Origin of the sequence: Neisseria leonii, assembly GCF_028776105.2 — a bacterium.
Lineage (GTDB): Bacteria > Pseudomonadota > Gammaproteobacteria > Burkholderiales > Neisseriaceae > Neisseria > Neisseria leonii.
Map to the genome: position 1 here is coordinate 2,139,284 of NZ_CP145606.1, position 22,504 is coordinate 2,161,787.

At 58.5% G+C, this 22,504-nt stretch carries 24 protein-coding genes; 19 read left to right on the plus strand and 5 right to left on the minus strand.

The genetic code is table 11. The features are described from left to right. Window positions 1-7: 7 nt before the first annotated feature. The 12 genes from lapB to panC all read left to right on the plus strand — a co-directional run bounded on the left by lapB (window position 8) and on the right by panC (window position 10,853). Window positions 8-1,183, plus strand: coding sequence for a lipopolysaccharide assembly protein LapB (gene lapB, locus ORY85_RS10260; protein WP_274570821.1), 1,176 nt, complete (start codon window positions 8-10; stop codon window positions 1,181-1,183). A 92-nt stretch (window positions 1,184-1,275) separates the two neighbouring features. Then, window positions 1,276-1,779, plus strand: coding sequence for a DUF4375 domain-containing protein (locus ORY85_RS10265; RefSeq protein ID WP_274570820.1), 504 nt, complete (start codon window positions 1,276-1,278; stop codon window positions 1,777-1,779). 4 nt (window positions 1,780-1,783) lie between these two features. Beyond that, window positions 1,784-2,416: a hypothetical protein gene (locus ORY85_RS10270; protein ID WP_274570819.1), complete on the plus strand. Its 633-nt coding sequence runs from the start codon at window positions 1,784-1,786 to the stop codon at window positions 2,414-2,416. 11 nt (window positions 2,417-2,427) lie between these two features. Further along, on the plus strand, window positions 2,428-3,162 hold the full coding sequence (gene pyrF, locus ORY85_RS10275) for an orotidine-5'-phosphate decarboxylase (protein ID WP_274570818.1): 735 nt from the start codon (window positions 2,428-2,430) through the stop codon (window positions 3,160-3,162). A gap of 40 nt (window positions 3,163-3,202) precedes the next feature. Further along, entirely contained in the window at window positions 3,203-4,144 is a 942-nt protein-coding gene (gene rfaE1, locus ORY85_RS10280; protein ID WP_405030356.1) for a D-glycero-beta-D-manno-heptose-7-phosphate kinase, read from the plus strand. A gap of 294 nt (window positions 4,145-4,438) precedes the next feature. Beyond that, entirely contained in the window at window positions 4,439-4,963 is a 525-nt protein-coding gene (fabA, locus tag ORY85_RS10285) for a 3-hydroxyacyl-[acyl-carrier-protein] dehydratase FabA (RefSeq protein ID WP_274570816.1), read from the plus strand. Window positions 4,964-5,048: 85 nt separating this feature from the next. After that, window positions 5,049-6,257 carry a beta-ketoacyl-ACP synthase I gene (gene fabB / locus ORY85_RS10290; protein WP_274570815.1) on the plus strand — a complete coding sequence of 403 codons (1,209 nt, stop codon included), beginning with the start codon at window positions 5,049-5,051 and terminating at the stop codon, window positions 6,255-6,257. A 249-nt stretch (window positions 6,258-6,506) separates the two neighbouring features. After that, window positions 6,507-7,856 carry a polynucleotide adenylyltransferase PcnB gene (pcnB, locus tag ORY85_RS10295; RefSeq protein WP_274570814.1) on the plus strand — a complete coding sequence of 450 codons (1,350 nt, stop codon included), beginning with the start codon at window positions 6,507-6,509 and terminating at the stop codon, window positions 7,854-7,856. Then, on the plus strand, window positions 7,856-8,362 hold the full coding sequence (gene folK / locus ORY85_RS10300; protein ID WP_405030357.1) for a 2-amino-4-hydroxy-6-hydroxymethyldihydropteridine diphosphokinase: 507 nt from the start codon (window positions 7,856-7,858) through the stop codon (window positions 8,360-8,362). The genes pcnB and folK overlap by 1 nt, the downstream gene beginning before the upstream one ends. Beyond that, the gene (locus ORY85_RS10305; protein WP_274570812.1) at window positions 8,352-8,999 is read left to right on the plus strand and encodes a deoxynucleoside kinase; all 648 of its coding nucleotides are present in this window, start codon (window positions 8,352-8,354) and stop codon (window positions 8,997-8,999) included. The genes folK and ORY85_RS10305 overlap by 11 nt, the downstream gene beginning before the upstream one ends. A 166-nt stretch (window positions 9,000-9,165) precedes the next feature. Continuing rightward, window positions 9,166-9,960 (plus strand): 3-methyl-2-oxobutanoate hydroxymethyltransferase, encoded by a 795-nt coding sequence (gene panB, locus ORY85_RS10310; protein WP_274570811.1) that lies wholly within the window; start codon window positions 9,166-9,168, stop codon window positions 9,958-9,960. A gap of 56 nt (window positions 9,961-10,016) precedes the next feature. Further along, entirely contained in the window at window positions 10,017-10,853 is an 837-nt protein-coding gene (panC, locus tag ORY85_RS10315) for a pantoate--beta-alanine ligase (RefSeq protein WP_274570810.1), read from the plus strand. A gap of 406 nt (window positions 10,854-11,259) precedes the next feature. Here the strand turns inward: panC and ORY85_RS10320 are convergent, their stop codons facing one another. The 3 genes from ORY85_RS10320 to ORY85_RS10330 all read right to left on the minus strand — a co-directional run bounded on the left by ORY85_RS10320 (window position 11,260) and on the right by ORY85_RS10330 (window position 13,797). Then, window positions 11,260-12,039, minus strand: a complete 780-nt coding sequence (locus ORY85_RS10320) for a DeoR/GlpR family DNA-binding transcription regulator (RefSeq protein ID WP_274570809.1) — start codon at window positions 12,037-12,039, stop codon at window positions 11,260-11,262. A gap of 4 nt (window positions 12,040-12,043) precedes the next feature. Beyond that, the gene (locus tag ORY85_RS10325; protein WP_274570808.1) at window positions 12,044-12,952 is read right to left on the minus strand and encodes a lysine exporter LysO family protein; all 909 of its coding nucleotides are present in this window, start codon (window positions 12,950-12,952) and stop codon (window positions 12,044-12,046) included. Window positions 12,953-13,020: 68 nt separating this feature from the next. After that, window positions 13,021-13,797: a ferredoxin--NADP reductase gene (locus tag ORY85_RS10330; RefSeq protein WP_274570807.1), complete on the minus strand. Its 777-nt coding sequence runs from the start codon at window positions 13,795-13,797 to the stop codon at window positions 13,021-13,023. Window positions 13,798-14,006: 209 nt separating this feature from the next. Here ORY85_RS10330 and ORY85_RS10335 point away from each other — a divergent pair, with 209 nt between their 5' ends. After that, window positions 14,007-15,473 (plus strand): phosphatidylserine/phosphatidylglycerophosphate/cardiolipin synthase family protein, encoded by a 1,467-nt coding sequence (locus ORY85_RS10335; protein WP_274570806.1) that lies wholly within the window; start codon window positions 14,007-14,009, stop codon window positions 15,471-15,473. A 163-nt stretch (window positions 15,474-15,636) separates the two neighbouring features. Here the strand turns inward: ORY85_RS10335 and ORY85_RS10340 are convergent, their stop codons facing one another. Next, window positions 15,637-15,912 carry an antitoxin VbhA family protein gene (locus ORY85_RS10340; RefSeq protein WP_274570805.1) on the minus strand — a complete coding sequence of 92 codons (276 nt, stop codon included), beginning with the start codon at window positions 15,910-15,912 and terminating at the stop codon, window positions 15,637-15,639. Between the two features lie 388 nt (window positions 15,913-16,300). Then, window positions 16,301-17,170, minus strand: coding sequence for a YicC/YloC family endoribonuclease (locus ORY85_RS10345; protein WP_274570804.1), 870 nt, complete (start codon window positions 17,168-17,170; stop codon window positions 16,301-16,303). Between the two features lie 90 nt (window positions 17,171-17,260). On the opposite strand from ORY85_RS10345, the gene rph reads away from it, so the two are divergent. From rph to ORY85_RS10375, 6 genes are all read left to right on the plus strand, one after another. Continuing rightward, window positions 17,261-18,010, plus strand: coding sequence for a ribonuclease PH (gene rph / locus ORY85_RS10350; RefSeq protein WP_274570803.1), 750 nt, complete (start codon window positions 17,261-17,263; stop codon window positions 18,008-18,010). 298 nt (window positions 18,011-18,308) lie between these two features. Beyond that, a complete protein-coding gene (locus tag ORY85_RS10355; RefSeq protein WP_274570802.1) occupies window positions 18,309-18,995 on the plus strand; it encodes a metal ABC transporter ATP-binding protein in 687 nt (228 codons plus the stop codon). Window positions 18,996-19,088: 93 nt separating this feature from the next. Then, complete coding sequence (locus ORY85_RS10360; protein WP_274570801.1) at window positions 19,089-19,958, plus strand: metal ABC transporter permease; 870 nt, start codon at window positions 19,089-19,091, stop codon at window positions 19,956-19,958. Then, on the plus strand, window positions 19,958-20,860 hold the full coding sequence (locus ORY85_RS10365; RefSeq protein WP_274570800.1) for a metal ABC transporter solute-binding protein, Zn/Mn family: 903 nt from the start codon (window positions 19,958-19,960) through the stop codon (window positions 20,858-20,860). The genes ORY85_RS10360 and ORY85_RS10365 overlap by 1 nt, the downstream gene beginning before the upstream one ends. Before the next feature lie 194 nt (window positions 20,861-21,054). After that, window positions 21,055-21,792, plus strand: coding sequence for a methionine ABC transporter ATP-binding protein (locus ORY85_RS10370; RefSeq protein WP_274570799.1), 738 nt, complete (start codon window positions 21,055-21,057; stop codon window positions 21,790-21,792). Window position 21,793: 1 nt separating this feature from the next. Next, window positions 21,794-22,480, plus strand: coding sequence for a methionine ABC transporter permease (locus ORY85_RS10375; RefSeq protein WP_274570798.1), 687 nt, complete (start codon window positions 21,794-21,796; stop codon window positions 22,478-22,480). Window positions 22,481-22,504 lie beyond the last annotated feature (24 nt).

Below are 22,504 nucleotides of genomic sequence, written 5' to 3' on the forward strand. Positions count from 1 at the left end.
ATGCAATATGACAGAGCAAAACGAAATCTGGCTGTGGCTGGTGCCGATTGTCCTTCTGCCGGTGTTTTTCGCGATGGGCTGGTTTGCCGCACGGGTGGACATGAAAACCGTGCTCAAACAGGCCAAAAGCGTACCGGAGCAGTTTTACCGCAGTTTGGAAGCCTTGGTGGACCGCAATACCGGCAAGGCCGCGCGCCATCTGGCCGAAATCAGCGACTTGCAGCCCAATTCCTATGATTTGAACCTGACACTGGGCAAGCTCTACCGTCTGCGCGGAGAAAACGATAAGGCGATTCATCTGCTGCGCGCCTTGGCGGCCGCCCCAGATATTGTCGGCGATAAGCGCGACTGGGTGCGTTTTGAGTTGGGTCAGACTTACCAGAGTGCGGGTTTGATTGACCGTGCCGAGCAGATTTTTCTGAGCCTTGACGGGGGAAACACCGCCAAACAGGCGCGCGAAGTTCTGCTGAACATCTACCAGCAGGACAGGGACTGGGAAAAAGCCATTGCCGTGGCGGAACGGCTCAGCAGGGACGGGCAGAATTACCAGTTTGAAATCGCACAGTTTTATTGCGAAATGGCGCAGGCCGCACTGTTTAAATCGGACTTTGCCGCCGCGCGCGGATATGTGCGTACGGCTTTGGAGGCCAATAAAAAATGCGCCCGCGCCAATATGATTTTGGGCGACATCGAGCAGAAACAGGGCAATTTCGGTGCTGCCATCGATGCTTATGCGGCCATTGAAAAGCAGAACTACGCATATTTGAGCATGGTGGGCGAGCGGCTTTACGATGCTTACGACGCGCTTGGTCGGGCGCGGGAAGGTTTGGACGTTTTGATCGGCTATATGCGCACCTTCCCGCAGCTGGATCTGCTGAATGTGATTTACGAAAAATCGCTGCTGCTCGACGGAGAGGCAGCTGCCAATGCGACGGCAGTCGAACTGGTGCGTACCAAGCCCGATTTGAACGGCGTGTACCGCCTGCTCGGTTTGCAGATGAGCGATCTGAATCCGGCATGGCGTGCCGATGCCGACATGGTGCGCGGCGTGATTGGCCGCCAGGTGCAGCGCGGCTGGATGTACCGCTGCCGCCACTGCCACTTCAAATCCCAAGTGTATTTCTGGCTCTGTCCGGCGTGCAATAAGTGGGAAACCTTTACACCCAACCGCATCGAAGTCTGAGCGGAAGGCCGTCTGAAAACGGCAGGTGTATGCCGGCCGGAACGGTTTGCGGTTTTCAGACGGCCTGACAAGGGTATAGCAGAGATAAAATCATGAATCCTTCTTTACAGCCGGCCGATTATGCGTCGGCCGAACAAATGGCCTATACCGTTGCCGATGCCTGTTTTGCCTATTTGGAGCGGCACGGCGAAGCGGCGGCTGAGGATTTCAGCGACGAGCTGCATACGCTGATGGCTTATGTCTATCTCGACAGTCAGGTACAGGAAGGCGGGTTTCTGCAACTGATTGCGTCGGGTTACGGCGAATATGTGCTGGAAAATCCGCTGGCCGACAGCCTGCGCCGCTGGAAAATCAAGTCTACGCCGAAGATTGTCGAAGCGGTGCGCACACTGTACCGCGAATATGGTGCCGACATCGAATCGGCGGCCGGTGCGGGTGCGGATTTGGATGTTTTGCGCGCGCAGTTCGGTATTTTTGAAGAATGGGACGGTGCTTATTACGATGCGGCCGAAGCCGATTTGCAGACGGCCGCCGACTATATCGCCGCCCATCCGGCCAAGTTCCGCCTGCCCGACCGGCGGGCGAGCAAAGGATAGCAAGATGCAGGAAGCCTTGGTGCTGATCGGTATTCTGTTTGCCGTTACCCTGATGATTGCGCTGATGTTTATGAACCGGCGCGACGGCGGGGGCGCGCCCGTCGATGAGCGCGTACCGCTGCCGCCGATTACGCGCGGCGAGCCGGTACCGGCGCGGCAGAGCGAAAGCGAGCAGGCATTCCGTGCGTGGCTGGCCGTGCTGTATCAGGACAATCCGCGTCATGTCGATGCGGTGGTGGCCGATGTGGCCGCCCGTTTGCGCAAACGCGGCATCGCGGCAGGCGAGTTTCCCGCCGGGGACATTATCGCGCTGGGTGCGGGCGAAGCCGTTGGCGGCGAACACGCGTTTGCCGTGAATCGTGATGACGGCGAAAGTTTTTCCGCCTATATACGCGATATGGCGGCGCGTTTCCGCTTTGATTTGGCGGACGACACTTCGCACACTGCTTCGCTGCCCGAACGGATGCGTGCGGTTTACCCGCAGTTTCTTGCGCGCAATGCCGTACTGTACTGCGCGAAAACCGACGGCAGCTTTTATTTTCTGATGATTGTGCCCAAACGCGACAGCGAAGATTTTGTGCGTGCGGCACAGCAGTGGGGGGCGGAAATCCGTCCCGCCGACCAACCTTTTGATTAAGGGTATCCGCCATGAATCCGCTTATCGGCGATTTTCCGGCCGCACCGGCCGCCAAACCCGTTATCGTCGCTTTGGACTTTGCCGGCGAGGCGGAAACAGTGGCGTTTGTGCGCCGTCTCTCCCCCGATTTATGCCGTCTGAAAATCGGCAAAGAACTGTTTACCGCCAGCGGCCGCCGTCTGGCCGAAAGCCTGATTGCCCAAGGGTTTGACCTTTTTCTGGATTTGAAATACCACGATATTCCCAATACGGTCGCCCAAGCCTGCCGCGTGGCGGCCGATATGGGCGTGTGGATGGTGGATATGCACGCTTCGGGCGGACGGCGCATGATGGAAGCGGCGGCCGAAGCGGTCGCCAATTGCGCGCACAAACCGCTGCTCATCGGCGTAACCGTACTGACCAGCATGGAGGCGGCCGATTTGGCCGAGATCGGTTTGGCCGCCGATCCCGAAGCGCAAGTGCTGCGTTTGGCTGCATTGGCGAAAAGCGCAGGATTGGACGGTGTGGTCTGCTCGGCGCACGAAGCCGCGCCGCTGCGCCGCAAACTGGGAACGGATTTTGTGCTGGTCACACCCGGTATCCGTCTGGATACTGCTGCCAACAGCGACGACCAACGCCGCATCATGACCCCGCAGCAGGCCTTGGCCGCCGGTTCGAGCTATCTGGTCATGGGGCGGCCGGTGGTGCGTGCGGCCGATCCCGCCGCCGTTTTGCGCAGTATCAACCACACCGCAGAGGCCGTCTGAAAACCTGTCCGTATTTTTCCGAGAAAGTTAAGCTATGACCATGTTTGCCGACGATTTGAAACAGCGGTTTTCCCGAGCGCGCGTCTTGGTGGCGGGCGATGTGATGCTTGACCGCTACTGGTTCGGCGATGTGTCGCGCATTTCGCCCGAAGCCCCCGTGCCGGTGGCGAAAATCGACCGTATCGACCAACGGGCGGGCGGGGCGGCCAATGTCGCGCGCAATATTGCCGCCTTGGGCGGGCAGGCGGTTTTGCTGTCGGTAACGGGTGATGACGAAGCGGGCGATGCATTGGACGGGCTGATGACGCAGGCGGGTGTGGAAGCCTGCCTGATGCGCGACAAAAATATCGCCACCACGGTCAAGTTGCGCGTCATGGCGCGCAACCAGCAGCTGATCCGGCTCGATTTTGAAGACGCGCCTTCCAGCGATGTTTTGCAGAGTATTACGCAGAAATACCGCGAACGGCTGGCCGGGTGCGATGCCGTCATTTTGTCCGACTACGGCAAAGGCTGTCTGGGGCCGGTGGCGCAGCTGATCGACTGGGCGCGTCAGGCGGGCAAACCCGTTTTAATCGACCCCAAGGGCGACGATTATGCCAAATACAGCGGCGCATCGCTCTTAACCCCCAACCGTGCCGAACTCAGGCAGGTAGTGGGCGGCTGGCAGAACGAAGCCGAATTGGAAGAAAAAGTGGCCGCACTGCGCCGCCATCTGGCGTTGGACGCGCTGCTGCTGACCCGCAGCGAAGAGGGCATGACCCTGTTCCGCAACGGCGTGCCGCACCATCAGCCCACGCGTGCGCGGGAAGTATTCGATGTTTCCGGTGCGGGCGATACCGTTATCGGCGGTATGGCCCTGGCCTTGGCTGCCGGACTGGATTGGCCCGAAGCCATGCAGCTGGCCAATGCCGCCGCCGGTGTGGTGGTGGGCAAACTGGGAACGGCCGTCTGCACGTTCGATGAGCTGGCCGCCGCCGTATAAAACGGCAGGCCGTCTGAATACGCCGCAACGGAATCCGGTTTTCCGTTGCGGCATTTTTGCAGCTTTTCAGACGGCATAGGGGGAGGCAGGCGGTTTTCGGTCATATTGCGCCGTTACAATGGTAAAAGCGGGGCGCGGTTAAATTGTGTATTCTGCCTTGACGGCGGTGGTGCCCGGCCCTAAAATCAGGCAGTTTTAGAGTGGCTATTCTAGTGAGCGTGCCGCCCGTTGTCGGCCGAAAAATAAGCAGCTGCCGTTTCCGGCCGGTCTGCCATAATCCGAAAGGAAGATGCGATGAACACATTTACCCCCAAAAACAGTTACAGTAAAGAAGAGCTGCTTGCCTGCGGCCGGGGCGAACTGTTCGGAGCGGGCAATGCCCAGCTGCCGCTGCCCAATATGCTGATGATCGACCGTATCGTCAGCATCACGGCCGACGGCGGCAAATACGGTAAGGGCGAAATTGTTGCCGAGTTGGACATCTCGCCAGATTTGTGGTTTTTCGGCTGCCATTTCCAAGGCGATCCGGTGATGCCCGGCTGTTTGGGTCTGGACGCTATGTGGCAGCTGGTGGGCTTTTTCCTCGGCTGGACGGGCGCGCCGGGACGCGGCCGCGCGCTGGGCTGTGCCGACGTGAAATTTACCGGCCAGGTGCTGCCGAAAAACAAAAAGATTACCTACCATATCCATATCAAGCGCGTGATGAACAGCAAGCTGGTGTTGGGTATTGCCGATGCCGAAATGCTGGTGGACGGCCGCAAAATTTACGAAGGCAACGGTTTGCGTGTCGGTCTGTTTACCAGCACGGAAGATTTTTAAATCCGCATACTGTGCCGTCCGGACAGAATCCGAACCGTCGGTTCAGACGGCCTGACCCTGCCGACAGGCTTAACGGGAGAAAGATATGAAACGTGTTGTGGTAACGGGCATCGGCATTGTGTCGAGTTTGGGCAACAATGCCGCCGAAGTGCTGGCATCGCTGCAAAACATGAAATCGGGCATTGTCTTCGAGCCGTCGTTCGCCGAAATGGGTATGCGCTCGCAGGTGGCGGGCCGTCTGAATATCGATACGCAGGCTTTGATTGACCGCAAGCTGCTGCGGTTTATGGGCGATGCGGCGGCCTATGCCTATATCGCGATGGGCGAGGCCATTGCCGATGCGGGATTGACGGCGGAACAGGTTTCCCATGTGCGTACCGGCATTGTGGCGGGCAGCGGCGGCGCGGCCTCGTCGGCACAGGTCGAAGCGGCCGATGTGCTGCGCGAAAAAGGCGTGAAACGCATCGGGCCTTACGGGGTTACCAAAACCATGTCTTCCACTGTGGCCGCCTGTCTGGCCACGCACTACCAAATCAAGGGCGTGAACTATTCCATCAGTTCGGCCTGCGCCACATCCGCACACTGCATCGGCCATGCCGCCGAACTGATTCAGTTGGGCAAACAGGACATCGTGTTTGCCGGTGGCGGCGAAGAATTGTCGTGGCATATGAGCGCGCTGTTTGATGCGATGGGCGCGATGTCGAGTAAATACAACGACACACCCGAGCGCGCCAGCCGTGCCTACGATGCCGGACGCGACGGTTTCGTCATTTCCGGCGGCGGCAGTATTCTGGTGCTGGAAGAATACGAACACGCCAAAGCGCGCGGTGCCAAAATCTGGTGCGAACTGACCGGCTACGGTGCGACTTCCGACGGCAGCGATATGGTCGCGCCCTCGGGCGAGGGTGCGGTGCGCTGTATGCAGATGGCGCTGGCGCAGCACGGCGGCCGTGTCGACTACATCAATGCCCACGGCACGTCCACTCCCGTGGGCGATACCAAAGAGCTGGAAGCCGTGCGCGAAGTGTTCGGCAGCGAAATCCCGCCCATCAGCTCCACCAAATCGCTCTCCGGCCATGCGCTGGGTGCGGCAGGGTCGAACGAGGCCGTTTATTCGATTCTGATGATGGCAAACGGCTTTATCTGCGGCAGCGCGAATATCGAAACCATCGACCCGGCCGCTGCCGATATGCCGGTGGTGCGCGAAAACCGTCCGGCCGTGCTCAATGCCGTGATGTCCAACAGCTTCGGCTTCGGCGGCACCAACGCCACACTGATTTTCAGCAAAGTATAAGTTTTGCGCCGTCAAGGCCGTCTGAAAAGCGGGCAGACCGTTTTTCAGACGGCCTTTTGTCCGACTGCCCTCGGACGGCGGATTGTACAAGAGTAAAATATTAACGATATAATGCGGCGGTTTATTGAAGGCCGAATGTATCTGAAACCTTTGCACGGCGTTTTGTGCCGCAGAATGCCGCGCAAAGGTTTCACAGGCGCGAAACCGCTGCGTTTCAGATACCGGCCGCCGGAAGAAAGCAGAAAATCTATGTTGAAAAAATTATGGCGCAAAGTGGCCGGAAAAACGGCCGCGCCCGCAGCCAAGACCGTGCTGCCTTATGCGGAACACGGCATCGACGGTGCGGATTTGAGCTATGCTGCCGAGCAGGTGGTCAACCGTTTGCAGAAAGCGGGCTATCAGGCTTATGTGGTGGGCGGCGCGGTGCGCGATCTGCTGTTGGGGCGCGAGCCGAAAGATTTCGACGTGGCCACCGATGCCACACCCGAAGAAGTGCGCGCGCTGTTCCGCCGCAGCCGCATCATCGGCCGCCGTTTCCAGATTGTGCATGTGATGGTGGGGCCGGAAACCATTGAAGTCACGACGTTTCGCGGCGGCGGTAAAGCCGTACAGAACGCGCACGGCCGCATCATGAAAGACAACCATTACGGCAGTATGGAGGAAGACGCCCAGCGGCGCGATTTTACCTGCAACGCGCTGTATTACGACCCGAAAACACGCGAAATCACCGACTTCCACCACGGTGCGGACGACATCCGCGCCCGCAGGCTGGTGATGATCGGCGACCCGGCCGAACGTTATCAGGAAGACCCGGTGCGGATTCTGCGCGCGGTGCGCCTGTCGGCTAAACTCGGTTTCGAGGTGGAAGCGCAAACCCGCGAACCCATCGGCCGCTTCGCAGGCCGTCTGAAAGAAGAACCGGCGGCACGCTTGTTCGACGAAATCATGAAACTGCTGTTTTCCGGTTATTCGCGGGCCTGTCTGGCACAGCTGTCCCATCTGGGCGTATCGGAGGGTATCCACCCCTTGTTTGATGCCTTGCAGGTACGGCGGGCGGGGCAGCAGGATATGGTGGCGGTGGCACTGAAAAATACCGATGAGCGGCTGCGGCAGGATAAATCGGTATCGGTGGGCTTCGTGCTGGCGGCTTTGCTGTGGCAGCCGCTGGAACAGATGTGGCGGCAGCAGCGCGAGCGCGGCGAAAAAGCCGTTCCCGCACTGAATACGGCTATTGCCCGACTGCGCGAACAAATCGAAAAAGGTTGGGGCGTGCCGCAGAAATTTGCCGCTACCATGCGCGAAATCTGGGTGTTGCAGCCGCAGTTTGAAAACCGCAAAGGTGCGCGTCCCTACCGTCTGCTTGCACAGCCGCGCTTCCGTGCCGCCTATGATTTTCTGGTGCTCCGTGCCCAGTTGGGCGAAGTGCCGCAGGAATTGGCCGACTGGTGGACGGCATTCCAGCATGCCGACGATACGGTGCGCGCCGAGATGACGGCTGCCGCCCCGCAAACAGAAGAGGCATCGCCCAGGCGCAAACGCCGCCGCAAACCGCGCCGCCGTTCTGCACAGAAAAACGGTGGGCAGGAAGCAGCCGTATGATGAAAACCGCCGTGATTGCCTTGGGCAGTAATCTGGATGAACCGCAGCGGCAGGTGCGCGCGGCTTTGGACGAAATCGCCGCCCTGCCGCAAACCCGTATATTGCGCGCTTCGTCGCTGTATGTGAGTGCGCCGGTGGGCTATGCCGACCAGCCCGACTTTATCAATGCCGTCTGTCTGGTGGAAACCGGGCTGACGGACACCGCTTTATTGGACGCGCTGCACGGCATCGAAGCACGTTTCGGCCGCGAACGCAGTTTCCGCAATGCGCCGCGCACGCTGGATTTGGATATTATCGACTACAACGGCGGCATCCGTTCGGACGAATATCTCACCCTGCCGCACCCGCGCGCGCACGAGCGCAGTTTTGTGATGAAGCCGTTGGCAGAAATTGCGCCCGATTATCCGGTCGGCCGCCACGGAACGGCCGCAGAGCTGGCGCAGGCCTTGGGCGGGGCGGGCATCGAATGTTTGGCTGATATGCGGGAGCAGACCGGTGGATTATAAATATATTGTGGTTGAAGGTTCGATCGGCAGCGGCAAAAGCCGTCTGGCGCGGCGTTTGGCTGATTATTTCGATGCGCTTTATCTGACGGAAAGCCCCGAGCGCAATCCGTTTCTCGAACCGTTTTACCTGAATGCGGCCAACCACGGTTTGGCTTTGGAGCTGCATTTTCTGCTGCGCCGTGCCGAAGCGATTGAGGTGATTCAGTTTGAAGAAGCCAAAAGCGGCGGGCGCGTGGTGGCCGATTTTCTGCTGGAAAAAGACCAGATTTTCGTACCGGTGGTGCTGGACGGCAGCGGCCCGGCCAACGAGCAGACGCTGTTTTGGCAGATGAAGCACAAAATCATGCCCGAAATGCCCGCGCCGGATTTGGTCATTTACCTGCAAACCTCGGCCGATGCGGCGAAGAAAAACCTGCAAAAACGCGGCGACCGGCAATACAGCCTGTTTCCCGACGGCTATTTGAACCAGATTCACGAAGAATACCGCCGCTTCTTCCATCTTTACCAGAATGCGCCGCTGTTGATTGTCAATGCCGACGAATTGGACGTGGCGGACAACGACGACCATTTTGAAATGCTGCTGCGGGCCGTCAGCCATATGCAGGGCAGCCGCCATTATCTGAATTTGAGCGACTGAACGCGTGTCGGGTTATTGAATCTACAAACAGTCGGGTAGGTCGGGTTCCGGAATCCGACATTATAGAAAATGCCGGCGGGAATTGTCGGATACGGGTATCCGACCTACTGTTCCGAATTGTCGGTCAAGCAGGCCGTTAAATAATTTGCAGTTACAAAGAGTGATTATGATTACAGTCAATACCCTCAATAAAATGAAAGCCGAAGGCGAAAAAATCGCCATGCTCACCTGTTATGAAGCCAGTTTTGCCGCGCTGATGAACGATGCGGGGGTCGATGTACTGCTGGTGGGCGATTCTTTGGGCATGGCTGTTCAGGGTAAAAGTTCCACGCTGCCCGTAAGTTTGCAGGAAATGTGTTACCACACTGCTGCCGTTGCGCGCGGCAACCGCCGTGCCATGATTGTGGCCGACCTGCCTTTCGGTGCGTACCAAATGAGCAAAGAGCAGGCTTTTGCCGCATCGGCCGAGCTGATGGCTGCCGGTGCGCATATGGTGAAACTCGAAGGCGGTGCGTTTATGGCGGAAACCACCGGATTTCTGCAAATGCGCGGTATTCCGGTATGTGCCCATATCGGGCTGACCCCGCAGTCGGTTCACGCGTTCGGCGGCTATAAAGTGCAGGGTAAAGGCGGTGCGGCCGCGCAGGCACTGCTGGCCGATGCGCGGGCGCACGAGGCGGCCGGTGCGGCTGTGGTGCTGATGGAGTGCGTACCGGCCGAATTGGGCGCGGAAGTGACCCGCAGCCTGAGTTGTCCCACCATCGGCATCGGCGCGGGCGCGGACTGCGACGGGCAGGTGCTGGTGATGCACGATATGCTGGGCATTTTCCCCGGCAAAACCGCCAAATTCGTAAAAAACTTTATGGACGGCCAAAGCAGCATTCAGGCGGCGGTGGCTGCTTATGTGGCCGAAGTGAAAGCCAAAACCTTTCCCGCGCCGGAACATACTTTTGCCGCATAAAGGCCGTCTGAAAACCGTAAAACGCCGATTCGGCGTATCCGTCAGGAAGCGAAAATATGCACATCATTCATACTGTCGAGGAGATGCGCCGGTGGCGGCAGACTGTCGGCCGCGTGGCTTTTGTACCGACCATGGGCAATCTGCACGAAGGCCATCTGGCTTTGGTGCGCGAGGCGAGGCGGCGTGCGGATCATGTCGTCGTCAGCATTTTTGTGAACCGTCTCCAATTCGGGCAGGGCGAAGATTTCGACCGTTATCCGCGCACGCTGGCCGAAGATACGGAAAAACTGGCGGGCGAAGGCGTGGCCGTGGTGTTCGCGCCCGACGAAAAAGCCCTTTATCCGAATGTGGCACAGCAATACCATGTCGAACCGCCGAATCTGCAAAACGAATTGTGCGGTGCATTCCGTCCCGGCCATTTTCGCGGTGTGGCCACCGTTGTCACCAAGCTGTTCAACATCGTTCAGGCCGATGCGGCCTGCTTCGGCAAAAAAGACTACCAGCAGCTGACCATCATTCAGGGCATGGCTGCCGATTTGAACATGAACGTCGAAATCGTGCCTGTCGATACCGGCCGTGCCGCCGACGGTTTGGCACTGTCCAGCCGCAACCAATATTTGAGCCAAACCGAGCGTGCCGAAGCCCCGCGTCTGTACCGCGAACTGCAAACCGTGGCGCGTGCCGTCGAAGCCGGGGAGCGGGATTATGCCGCTTTGGAAGCCGCCGCTGTCCGGCATTTGAGTGAAAACGGCTGGCAGGTCGATTATGTCGAAGTACGCCGCGCCGACAGTTTGGCCGTGCCGCACATCGGCGATAAAAAACTGGTGGTGCTGGCCGCCGCCCGTTTGGGCAGCACCCGCCTGATTGATAATGTGGAAGTTTTAGCACCGTAGGTCGGATACTTGTATCCGACAAATCTTCCTGTTTCACAACAAGGCCGTCTGAAATACCGTAATAACGCATTTTCAGACGGCCTTGATTTCAAATCCGTTGATTGATTTTATTGATGAAACGGGCCGTGGTCAGGAATCTGCTTCTCATTTCTCCGACGGTTGCGGTGGTTATCGCGGGGAGCGTGTCGGATTCGAGAATCCGACCTACTGAATCATGTGGAAATCGTAGGTCGGATACTTGTATCCGACAAAATGTTTCCCATTCCATCTGCTTTCACAAAAAGGCCGTCTGAAATGCTGTCATGCGCATTTTCAGACGGCCTTGGTGTTGATTCATTGATGAAACTGTTGTCGGCCGGATATGTGTATCCGACATCAGCCGTTTCCCTGCCATACGGCGGCGGATTCAGCTGTTGTCCGGGGCGGCGGTATGGCAGGGAATGCCTGCATCGGTGAGTTTTTTCTGCAAGGCGGCGGGCAGGGTTTGGTCGGTGAAGATGGTGTGGAATTCTGTGATGTCGCCGATGCGTACCAGTGCGCTGTGGCCGGTTTTGCTGTGGTCGAGTGCCAGACAGCGGTGGCGTGCGTTGTGCATCATAGCCTGCATGACGCTGACTTCTTTGAAATCGAAATCGAGCAGGGAACCGTCGTTTTCGGCACTGGCGGCACTTAAAACGGCGTAGTCGGCTTTGAATTGGTTGATGAAATCGACGGTGGCCACGCCGGTTATGCCGCCGTCGAGCGGGCGCACTACGCCCGAGGTGATGATGACGGTGTAGTCGGGGCGGCCGGAGAGCAGGGCGGCGACATGGATATTGTTGGTGATGATGCGCAGCTGGCTGCGGGTTTTGGCCAGCGCGGCGGCCACGGCTTCGATGGTGGTGCCGATGCTCATAAACAGGCTGGCACCGTCGGGAATCCGGGCGGCAATGAGGTCGGCCAGACGGGATTGTTCGTTGTGGCGGCGGCTTTTCTGGACGAGGAAGGTATCGTGTGCCAGCGGATCGCTGATGGCGGCTCCTCCGTGGTAGCGGCGCAGCAGCCCGCTTTCGCACAATTGGTTGATGTCGCGGCGTATGGTTTGCGGGGTAACGTCCAGTTCGCGCGCCAATTCTTCGATCGGCATAAAGCCGTTGCGGCGGACCAGGCCGACGATGTGTTCGTGCCGTTGGATTTTCGGTGCCATGATGTCAGCGTGAAAAGGTTGGGAAAACCGCCATCAGCAGCGGCGGAATCAGGTTGAGGAGAAAGCCGCAGCTGATGGCCAGCGGGACAACGGCCGTCCCGCCGCTGCTGCGGATAACGGGCAGGGTAAAGTCCAGGCTGGTAGCACCGCCGATGCCGACGGCGGCGGAAGGGTGCCGCCGCATCAGCGGGGGAATCAGAATCAGGGCGGCCAGTTCGCGCGCCAGGTCGTTGAGCAGGGCGATGCTGCCCCACAGTGCGCCGTAGGCATTGCTCATCATGATGCCGGAGAGCGAATACCAGCCGAAGCCGGAGGCCAGTGCCAGGCCCTGTGCGGGCGGTATGCCGCTGACGGCGGCGAACAGCAGCCCGCCGGCCAGCGATGAGGCGGTGATGAGTAAGGCCGTCTGAACGCCGCGCCGGTTGATCAAGACTTGGCGCAGGGTGATGCCGCTGCCGCCCAGTTGGATGCCGACCAGTAAAATCAGCAGCATCAGCGCATAGGTGGCGGCCGATTCGGGCGGCAGCAGGGTGTCGGGCAGCAGTTTGCCCGCGCCCAATCCCAGTGCGACACAAAGGAGCTGTTTCAGGCTGCCGGTGCTGCCGACACGGCCGCCGGTATGTCGGTTTGGCTGTCTGTCAGGCATCGGGCAGCGGCGGTCGAACCACATGACGGCCAGCAGGTTCGCACCGATGATGCAGACGGCCAGCAGGGCGGCGGAGTGGGCGACAAAGCCCAGCTGCCGTCCCAAATCGGGTATGCGCGACAGTGAGAGGCCGATGAGTGCCAGCAGCAGGTAAACCGTGATGCCCAGCAGTTTGTCGAGGGCGGGCAGACAGGCTTTGGGCAGGCGGATAAAAAAGCCGAAAAAAAGCGGCGCGAGTATGCCGGTCAGGGTCAGCAGGTTGTTCATGGGCGGAGACAGCGGTTTTCAGACGGCCGGCAGCAGGCGGGCGGCCGTCTGAAAACAGGCGGGGCGGGTTATTGGTCGACAAATGCACGCTCGATCAGATAGTCGCCGCGCACGCCCATTTTGGGCGAGGCGGTCAGGCCGAAACTGTCGAGTACGGCGGCGGTGTCTTTGTTCATGGCGGTGCTGCCGCAGATCATGGCGCGGTCGTCCTGCGGATTGATGGGCGGCAGGCCGATGTCTTCAAACAGTTTGCCGCTTTTCATCAGATCGGTCAGACGGCCTTGGTGGACAAACGGTTCGCGCGAAACGACGGGATAATAAATCAGTTTGTCTTTGAGCATTTCGCCCAAGTATTCGTGTTCGGGCAGCTCGCGGGTGAAGCGGTCGTAATAGGCCAAATCCTGCTGGTAGCGCACGCCGTGCACCAGCACCACTTTTTCAAACTGTTCGTACACATCGGGGTCTTTGGTCAGGCTCAGGAAAGGCGCGATGCCGGTTCCCGTTGCCAGCAGGTAAAGGTGTTTGCCGGGATTGAGGTCGCCCAGAATCAGCGTGCCGGTGGGCTTTTTGCTGATGAGGACTTCGTCGCCGACTTTCAGGTGCTGCAAACGGCTGGTCAAAGGGCCGTCCTGAACTTTGATGCTGAAAAATTCCAGATGCTCTTCCCAATTGGCACTGGCCACGCTGTACGCGCGCATCAGCGGTTTGCCGTCCACCATCAGCCCCACCATCACGAACTGGCCGTTTTCAAAACGCAGGCTGTCGTCGCGGGTGCAGGTGAAGGTGAAATAGGCATCGGTCCAGTGGTGGACGGAGAGAACGGTTTGGGTATTGAATGCGGCCATAATGGTTTCGGGTCTTTCTGGGCTGGCGGCGGCAGAAAAAGGCGGGCGGTGTTTTCAGACGGCCTTGGCTGTCCGGTGCGGCCTCTTTGCGCAAAAATTCAAATTGTAAGGCAAATCATGAGGCTGCACAATCGCGGGCGGCGGTTTGTCCTGTTGCGGGCGAACCGTTATACTGCGCGGCTGAATGATCCGTTTTCAAGGCCGCCGCCATGCCTGCTTTCCCCGACACCGAACACCGCCGCCCGCTGCCCGTTATCGAACAGATTGTCCGGCGCGCTTCCGGTGCCCGTGCCAGTTCCGGCAACCAAATCGAAATCCTGCTCGACAGTACGGAAAATTTTCCCGAATGGGAGGCCGCGCTGCGGCAGGCACAGTCGAGCATCTGCATCGAAATGTATATTTTTGCGCGCAATGCGTTCGGGCGGAAAATCCGCTCGATTCTGCTGGAAAGGCTGCGGGCGGGTGTGGCCGTGGTGCTGGTGTATGACTGGCTGGGCAGTCTGCCCGCGCATATGAGCGGCTTTTTCCGTCCCCTCAAAGCCGCCGGCGCGCAGGTGTATGCCTACAATCCCCTGGGGCGGGCATCGGGCTTGGGCATCATCTCGCGCAACCACCGCAAATCGATTATTGTTGATGAGCAGACGGCCTTTGTCAGCGGGTTGTGCATTTCCTCGGCCTGGGCGGGCAATCCGGCCAAGGGCATTGCGGTATGGCGCGATACCGGTTTGAAACTGCGCGGGCCGGTGGTGCAGGACGTATTGGACGCATTTGCCGACACGCTGGCGGTATCGGGCGGCAAGCTGCCTCAGGCAGTCAAATGTTATGAGGCGGGCGAAGGTGTGTTTGCGGGAGAAGCCACGGCGCGGGTATTGGCCACGACGCCGCAAAACATCAACACTATGCGGCTGGATTTGAACCTGATCGGCTTGGCGCGGCAGAATCTGTGGATTACCGATGCGTATTTTATGCCGACGCGGATGTATGTCCAGGCACTGATTAATGCGGCCAAAGCGGGTGTGGATGTGCGGATTCTGGTACCGCGCACATCGGATATCCGCTGGATAGGTACAGTATCCCGCACTCAATACCGCCCGCTGCTCGATGCGGGCGTGCGTGTTTATGAATGGAACGGCACCATGCTGCACGCCAAGTCGGCGATTATCGACGGCGAATGGGCGCGGGTGGGCAGCACCAATCTGAATCTGTCGAGCTGGTATGCCAACCGCGAACTGGATATTTCCATCGAAGACAGCGGCACAGTGTATAAACTCGAACGCTGTTTTTTACGCGATTTGGAAAATGCCACCGAAGTGGTATTGGATGCGCAGCAGCACGCGGCATTGCGTCAGGAGCGCGAAAAAATATTTCAAAACCATAAGGCACTGCATTCGGGGCAGGTCAAAGGCGTGGTGCGGCAGGTGATACAGCTCAGCTATGCGTTTGATGCCACCCTGCCCGGCGTGCGGCCGGTGGCACCGTCCGAGGCTTGGGCATATTTGAGTATCGGTATTGCTGTTTTGCTGCTGGCGGTTTTGGTGTGGTTTGTGCCGCAGTTGGTGGTATGGCCGCTGCTGCTGGTGCTGCTGGCGGGCGGCGGCGGAACCACGGTGCAGGCGTTGCGGCAACTGCATACGCTGCGTCGGCAAAAGTCGCACGATCGGGCAGATAAAGTATGATTTGTTGAATATGTTCGGGTAAATCTTGGGTAGAGGTAAATATTGAATCGTAAAGTTGTTTAGTCCATCGAGGGAAAAATTTTGGGTTGCCTGTAACATTTTTGAGGCAACTGGAAGATTTTCCCTGTAATAGCATGAAATCATGCTTTCTCGTTTTCGGTCATCATAAATCCTTCCAAGACAAGCCCAGTTCGGCCAAGCGGTTCAGTTTCGCTTGGATACGCTCTGTTTCTTCGGGCAGATTTCCCAGCATGATAGCCCTTGCCTGCTCTTCGGTCAGTTCGCCGCGTATGCGTTCCATTGATATGACTTTATAAAAGTCTTTTGGCTCTGCGTTTTCCAGCGCAAAGCTGGCAACAATTTGCCGGTAAGAATCGCGTTCAATAGCGATTTCTTCAGGGGTGTAGCTAACGACTTTCGGGCGGTCGAATTCTTTCAATAATTCGGTTCGTCATTGTTCTTTCCTTTCCGGATGAATACAGTCTTTTATTTCATTCATCACGGCATCTGAAACCGCGATTGTTTCCGCGTCCATTGCAATAATTCCTCTGTCATAGGCAAGTTTGATGATTTATATCATGTATTTCTCTTGATAAAGTTGAAGTTGGTATTTTTCCGATAACACTGCCGGACAGATGGGTATCTGCCGGCTGTGTCCGGTTTTTCTCTGAGGGTTTTATTGCTTCAATAGGAATTTTCATTAAATGAAATGAAAATAATAAAATATTTCAATATGTTTGAGTGTGCATAATTGGCGGCAGGAGCGGCCGGTCTTTTAAGGCTGATGTGGTGGACTGTGTGCGGTCGGTCGGCGGAAGTTTCTGAATTTATTCGATATTCTGCACCTGTTCGCGCATTTGTTCGATTAAGACTTTCAATTCCACCGAAGCCTGTGTGCATTCGGCGGCGATTGCTTTGCTGCCCAGTGTGTTGGCTTCGCGGTTCAATTCCTGCATCAGAAAATCCAGCCGTTTGCCCGCGCTGCCTTTGTGGCTGCCGATGATGCGGCGTACTTCGGCGATATGGGTTTTCAGACGGCTGAATTCTTCGTCGATGTCGGCTTTCTGCATATAGACGGCAAATTCCTGCTGCAAACGGTCTTCACCGATGTCGGTGACTGCTTCGGCCAGCCGGGCGCGTATTTTTTCCAGATGGGCTTGGAGCAGATGGGGGAACAGTTCCTCCAGTGCTTCGACAATTTCCTGCATGGCATCGAGCCGTTCGGCCAGATGGGTCTGTAATTTTTCTCCTTCGCGGCGGCGCGATTGGGCGAATCCGTCTGCGGCCTCGGCGGCCAGTGCGCGCACGGTGTCGGCCAGTTCGTCCTGATGGTTTTCCTGTGCGGTCAAAACACCGGGGAATTTCAGAATATCGGCGACGGTCAGTTTGCCCAAGCCGTCAAATTCGTTGCGCCAGCGGCGGTTGAGTTCGGCCAGACGGGCCGCCAATTCGTGATTGACATTCAATCCGGCCGTCTGAACGGTATTTTGCAGTTGGATGCGGCATTCGATTTTGCCGCGCTGTGCGGCTTGGACGATGATGTCGCGCAGGCTGCTTTCCAGATGGCGCAGTTCATCGGGCATTTTGAACTGGATGTCGAGAAAGCGGTGGTTGACCGAGCGGATGTCGATCTGGATATGGCGGCTGCCGCATACGCCTGCGGCGCTGCCGAAACCGGTCATGCTGTATAGGCTCATGGCGCACTCCTGAGTTGTGTAATCAAGCAGGCAGAATATAGCACAGGGCGGCCGTGTTATAATGGCTGCCCGACGAAAAAAGGAAACACGATGAGTCATGTGATCCGCAGCGGCCGTGCGGCCGACGAGTTGCGCCCTGTGCGCATTACGCCGAATTTCCTGCCGCATACCGACGGCTCGGTATGGATTGAGTGCGGCAACACCCATGTGATTTGTACGGCGACGGTGGATGAGAATGTGCCGCCGTTTTTAAAGGGCAAAGGACAGGGGTGGGTGACGGCCGAATACGGCATGCTGCCCGCTTCGGCCGGTTCGCGTATGCGCCGCGAGGCGGCGGCGGGCAAGCAGTCGGGGCGCACGCAGGAAATCCAGCGGCTGATCGGGCGTTCGCTGCGTGCCGCGGTGGATTTGAGCCTGCTGGGCGAGCGGCAGATTCTGATTGACTGCGATGTGATCCGTGCCGACGGCGGTACGCGTACGGCGAGTATCACGGGGGCGTTTGTCGCACTGGCTGTGGCGGTGAAAAAGCTGCTGAATGCGGGGATTTTAATCCGCGACCCGCTCAAAGAAACCGTGGCTGCCGTATCGGTGGGCGTGGTGGGCGGTGTGCCGCTGTTGGATTTGGATTATCCCGAAGATTCGGGCTGCGACAGCGATGTGAATCTGGTGATGACCGGCAGCGGCAAAATCATTGAAATTCAAGGCACGGCCGAGGGTGCGCCGTTCGATTCCGACGAATTGGCGCAGTTGCTCGCGCTGGGACGCAAGGGTACGGCCGAATTGACGGCCATTCAGCAGGCGGCGTTTTCGGCGGCGTTTGATCCGTCCGGCGCGCGCTGACCGTTTGCCGGTCTGAATCCGGTTGCAGAAAAGGGGAAACCCCGGAAAACGCTGACGGTTTTCCGGGGCTTTGACTGTCTGCAATCGGACAATGGGTTTTACAGTTTATATGTTATATAGTATCATTCTGCTTTTCAGACAGATTCAGACGGCCCGGGGCTGCCGGTGCGGCTGCCGCCGAACGGCCGTCTGAAAACGGAAAGGCGGATATGTTGTTGACGGGAATGTTGCAGCGGCTGGCGGTTGCGCTGGGGGCGGCGGTGCCGGTGTGGGGCGCGTATTTTTGGGCGGTCGGTGCATGAAGATTGTGCTGGAAAACCTGACGGCCGGTTATGGCGGCAGGACGGTAGTGCGCGGTGCCGATATGTGTTTCGGTGCGGGGCAGATGTGGGCGGTGGTCGGTGCCAACGGCGCGGGTAAGTCCACGCTGCTGAAAACGGTTGTGGGGTTGTCGGCACCGGTATGCGGCCGGGTGGTTCGGCAGGGGCTGGTGCGTCGCGATTTGGCCTATCTGCCGCAGCGGTCGGAGATTGATCGCAGCCTGCCGCTGACGGTGTTCGAGTTGGCGGCGATGGGGTTGTGGCACGAAATCGGTTTTTCCGGCCGTGTCCGTCCGGCACAGCGGGAGCGGGTGCGGCGGGCGTTGGTGCAGGTGGGTATGTGGGATTCTGCCCGCCGTCTGATCGGCAGTTTGTCCGAAGGCCAGTTCCGGCGTGTGCTGTTTGCGCGGCTGTTGGTGCAGGAGGCCGCTTTTTTGCTGTTGGACGAGCCGTTTGATGCGGTGGACGCGGAAACTGCCGGTGTGCTGCTGAATGTGTTGCGCGACTGTAACCGTGCGGGGCGGGCGGTGGTGGCAGTGCTGCACGATTACGGACAGGTGCGTGCGTATTTTCCGTATACGCTGGTGCTGGCGGACGGCGGTATGCGGGCGGGGCGGACGGAGGAGGTGCTCGGAGCGTCTGTTCAGGCGGAAGAGGCCGTCTGAAAACGCTGTTGTGCGGCGGCGGTGTGCTGTTTGGCTGCTGCGGTTGCGGGCCGTGCTCTGTTTTCAGACGGCCTGTTGGTAGAAAGGCGGGGTATGTACGGATTCTTGGTTGAGCCGTTTGTCGAATTTGATTTTATGCGTTATGCGCTGGCATCGATTGTCTGCCTGTCGTTTTCTGCGGCACCGGTGGGCGTGTTTCTGGTGATGCGGCGTATGAGTCTGGCGGGTGATGCGCTCGGCCATGCGGTGCTGCCGGGCGCGGCGGCGGGCTATATGGCAGGCGGTTTGAGTCTGCCTGCCATGAGTGCGGGCGGCCTGATTGCGGGGCTGCTGACGGCATTGCTGGCCGGTGGGGTCAGCCGGTGGACGAATGTGAAGGAAGATGCCAATTTTGCCGCGTTTTATCTGATCAGTCTGGCGTTGGGGGTGATACTGGTCAGTGCGGGCGGCAGCAGCGTGGATTTGCTGCATCTGCTGTTCGGCTCGGTGCTGGCAGTGGACGTGCCGTCACTGCAATGGATGGCGGCGGCGGCCACGCTGACGGTGGCGGTTTTGGCGGTCGGGTACCGGCCGCTGCTGTTGGAGAGTGTGGATCCGCTGTTTTTGCGGACGGTGAACGGCAGAGGGGCGTGGTGGCATTCGGTATTTCTGGTGCTGGTGGTGGTGAATCTGGTAGCGGGTTTTCAGGCTTTGGGGACGCTGATGGCGGTGGGTATGATGATGCTGCCCGCAGTCAGTGCGCGCCTGTGGGCACGCAGTATGGGCGCACTGTTCGGTTTGTCGGCGGTGTTCGCGCTGCTGTGCGGTACGGCGGGGCTGCTGTTTTCGTATTATGCGGACATTCCGTCCGGCCCTGCGGTCATTCTGTTTTGCGGGGCGTGGTATCTGGTGTCCGTTGTGTTCGGCCGCGCAGGCGGTATCGTATGGAAAGGCGGTGTATCGGCCGCAGGAGGATCGTGGTAATGAAGGTAGTGGTAAGAAAAGTGGCCTGTCGGGTGTTTGCCGTGTCGCTATGGCTGTTGGCGGGTGCGGTGTCGGCCGCCCAGCTGCCGGTGCTGGCCGGTTTCAGTATCGTGGGAGATGTGGCCAAGGCGGTGGGCGGCAGCAAAGTGGCGGTTACGAATCTGATTGAAGCCGGTCAGGATGCCCATGCTTATCATCTGACCGGCAGCGGTGTGCGTAAAATCCGTGCGGCCAAGCTGGTGCTGCTCAACGGTTTGGGGTTCGAACCGGCCGATGTGCAGCGTGCGGTGCGCCAGAGTAAAGTGCCCTATGTCGAAGCGGCGGCGGGTATCGCGCCTATTGAGGCGGACCACAGCCATAGTCATCACGGTCATGACCACGGCGAGTTTGATCCGCATGTGTGGCACGACCCGGTATTGATGCAGACGTATGCCGCCAATGTGGCCGCTGCATTGGTCAAAGCCGATCCGGCCAACCGCGATTACTATCAAGGCCGTCTGAAAAGCTATATTGCCGAATTGAAGCAGCTCGATATCTATGCGCGCAGCCGGTTTAACCGCATTCCGGCGGGCAAACGCAGGGTTCTGACCGGACATGAGGCCTTTGCCTATTTGGGTAAACGCTACGGCATACGCTTTTACGCACCACAGGGTGCAGGTGAAGCACAGCCTTCGGCCAGACAGGTTGCCGCACTCATCCGCAGCCTGCGCCAAAACCGGGTCAAGGCAGTATTCGGCGAGTACGGAAAAGATATGCGCATGATTGAGCAGATTGCCCGCGGGAGCGGTGTAAAATTGGGCGGCAGACTGCATGCCGATACTTTGGGGAGCAGTACGGAGGCCGATACTTACATTAAAATGTTCCGGCACAATATCGATGTACTGGCCGATGCCATGCAGTAAGCGGCCGGCTGGCCGTCTGAAAAACAGCTGCGGGAAAACTTGACCTTATTCGGAAAATCGATTAGATTTAGCGTTTTGCGCCGATTTGATACAGCTTGCGGGCGGAACAGCTAAAGCGGTAGGCAGCGGGAAGCCCGCTGCGCTTTGAGCCCGTTGTGTCGCACATCGGGCTTTGTTGTATGGTTTGAACGCATATGATTATTTTGAACGAGGTCTCCAAGCGTTATCCGACGGCCGGGAAAGGCTGGTTCAGCGCAGTATCGCCGTTGAGCCTCAGTATCGGGCAGGGCGAGATTTTCGGCCTGATGGGCTATTCGGGCGCGGGCAAATCCACACTGCTGCGCCTGATTAACCTGCTGGAACGGCCCGACAGCGGCACGGTAACGGTAAACGGGCAGGAACTGACCGCCATGAACGCCGCCCAGCTGCGCCGCGCCCGTCAGAATATCGGTATGGTGTTCCAGCAGTTTAACCTGCTGGCCAACCGGACCGTAGCCGACAATGTGGCTTTTCCGCTGGAAATTGCCGGCTGGCCGTCTGAAAAAACGGCCGTGCGGGTGAAGGAATGTCTGGAAATCGTCGGTTTGGCCGACCGTGCCGCGCATTATCCCGCCCAGTTGTCGGGCGGCCAGAAACAGCGGGTCGGCATTGCCCGCGCACTGGCACCCAGCCCGCGTGTGATTCTGGCCGACGAGCCGACTTCCGCACTCGACCCGGCCACCACCCGCAGTGTGCTGGCCTGTTTGGAAGACATCAACAAACGCTTCAACGTTACCGTCGTCATCGTTACCCACGAAATGAGCGTGTTGCGCCGCCTGTGCCACCGTGCCGCGCTGCTGCACAAGGGGCAGCTGGTCGAAGTGGTGGACGTTGCGGGCAACCAAATCCGCGCCCAATCGGCCATCGGCCGCGAACTGACTCAGGAGGATTGAGATGGACGCTGCTTTTTGGGAACGTGTCGTGCAGACCGTTTCGGCCATGCGCGGCGAAATTGTGCAGGCTTTGTGGGAAACTTTTGTGATGGTAGGTCTGTCCACCACATTTGCTGTTTTGTTCGGTACCGTGCTCGGTGTAGCTCTGTTTGTCAGCGGCAGCCGCCAGCTTTATTACAGCCGCAGTATATATTTCCTGCTGGACAATCTGGTCAACCTGATGCGTGCGTTTCCGTTTGTGATTCTGATGATTGCCATGATTCCTGCCACCCGCGCCGTTGTCGGCACGACCATCGGGCCGGTGGCCGCATCGCTGGTATTGAGCGTGTCGGGCATGTTCTATTTTGCCCGTCTGGTGGAGCAGAACCTGCGCGAAGTCCCGCGAGGCGTGATTGAAGCGGCCATCAGTATGGGCGCGACACCGGCAGACGTGATTCGGAAAGTCCTGCTGAACGAAGCCCGTGCAGGCATGGTGTCGAGCATCACTGTTTTGGCCATCGGCCTGCTCTCGTACAGCGCGGCGGCCGGCATGATCGGCGGCGGCGGCTTGGGCGACTTGGCCATCCGCTACGGCTACTACCGCTATCAAACCGAGATGATTGTCTTTATTGTCGCTATTTTGGTGCTGCTGGTGATTCTGATGCAGGGCAGCGGCAACCGGCTGGCGCGCAAACTGGACAAACGTTGATTTTGTTACCCTGCTATTTGATGA

What these genes read in the sequence shown, in the direction of transcription:
- fabB (WP_274570815.1), top strand. Translation starts at nt 5,049, where the DNA reads ATGAAACGTGTTGTGGTAACGGGCATCGGCATTGTGTCGAGTTTGGGC.
- ORY85_RS10370 (WP_274570799.1), top strand. Translation starts at nt 21,055, where the DNA reads ATGATTATTTTGAACGAGGTCTCCAAGCGTTATCCGACGGCCGGGAAA.
- ORY85_RS10360 (WP_274570801.1), top strand. Translation starts at nt 19,089, where the DNA reads ATGTACGGATTCTTGGTTGAGCCGTTTGTCGAATTTGATTTTATGCGT.
- ORY85_RS10330 (WP_274570807.1), bottom strand. Translation starts at nt 13,797, where the DNA reads ATGGCCGCATTCAATACCCAAACCGTTCTCTCCGTCCACCACTGGACC.
- ORY85_RS10345 (WP_274570804.1), bottom strand. Translation starts at nt 17,170, where the DNA reads ATGAGCCTATACAGCATGACCGGTTTCGGCAGCGCCGCAGGCGTATGC.
- ORY85_RS10320 (WP_274570809.1), bottom strand. Translation starts at nt 12,039, where the DNA reads ATGGCACCGAAAATCCAACGGCACGAACACATCGTCGGCCTGGTCCGC.
- ORY85_RS10270 (WP_274570819.1), top strand. Translation starts at nt 1,784, where the DNA reads ATGCAGGAAGCCTTGGTGCTGATCGGTATTCTGTTTGCCGTTACCCTG.
- rfaE1 (WP_405030356.1), top strand. Translation starts at nt 3,203, where the DNA reads ATGTTTGCCGACGATTTGAAACAGCGGTTTTCCCGAGCGCGCGTCTTG.
- panB (WP_274570811.1), top strand. Translation starts at nt 9,166, where the DNA reads ATGATTACAGTCAATACCCTCAATAAAATGAAAGCCGAAGGCGAAAAA.
- pyrF (WP_274570818.1), top strand. Translation starts at nt 2,428, where the DNA reads ATGAATCCGCTTATCGGCGATTTTCCGGCCGCACCGGCCGCCAAACCC.
- ORY85_RS10335 (WP_274570806.1), top strand. Translation starts at nt 14,007, where the DNA reads ATGCCTGCTTTCCCCGACACCGAACACCGCCGCCCGCTGCCCGTTATC.
- ORY85_RS10355 (WP_274570802.1), top strand. Translation starts at nt 18,309, where the DNA reads ATGAAGATTGTGCTGGAAAACCTGACGGCCGGTTATGGCGGCAGGACG.
- pcnB (WP_274570814.1), top strand. Translation starts at nt 6,507, where the DNA reads ATGTTGAAAAAATTATGGCGCAAAGTGGCCGGAAAAACGGCCGCGCCC.
- ORY85_RS10265 (WP_274570820.1), top strand. Translation starts at nt 1,276, where the DNA reads ATGAATCCTTCTTTACAGCCGGCCGATTATGCGTCGGCCGAACAAATG.
- folK (WP_405030357.1), top strand. Translation starts at nt 7,856, where the DNA reads ATGAAAACCGCCGTGATTGCCTTGGGCAGTAATCTGGATGAACCGCAG.
- rph (WP_274570803.1), top strand. Translation starts at nt 17,261, where the DNA reads ATGAGTCATGTGATCCGCAGCGGCCGTGCGGCCGACGAGTTGCGCCCT.
- ORY85_RS10325 (WP_274570808.1), bottom strand. Translation starts at nt 12,952, where the DNA reads ATGAACAACCTGCTGACCCTGACCGGCATACTCGCGCCGCTTTTTTTC.
- ORY85_RS10375 (WP_274570798.1), top strand. Translation starts at nt 21,794, where the DNA reads ATGGACGCTGCTTTTTGGGAACGTGTCGTGCAGACCGTTTCGGCCATG.
- ORY85_RS10365 (WP_274570800.1), top strand. Translation starts at nt 19,958, where the DNA reads ATGAAGGTAGTGGTAAGAAAAGTGGCCTGTCGGGTGTTTGCCGTGTCG.
- lapB (WP_274570821.1), top strand. Translation starts at nt 8, where the DNA reads ATGACAGAGCAAAACGAAATCTGGCTGTGGCTGGTGCCGATTGTCCTT.
- fabA (WP_274570816.1), top strand. Translation starts at nt 4,439, where the DNA reads ATGAACACATTTACCCCCAAAAACAGTTACAGTAAAGAAGAGCTGCTT.
- panC (WP_274570810.1), top strand. Translation starts at nt 10,017, where the DNA reads ATGCACATCATTCATACTGTCGAGGAGATGCGCCGGTGGCGGCAGACT.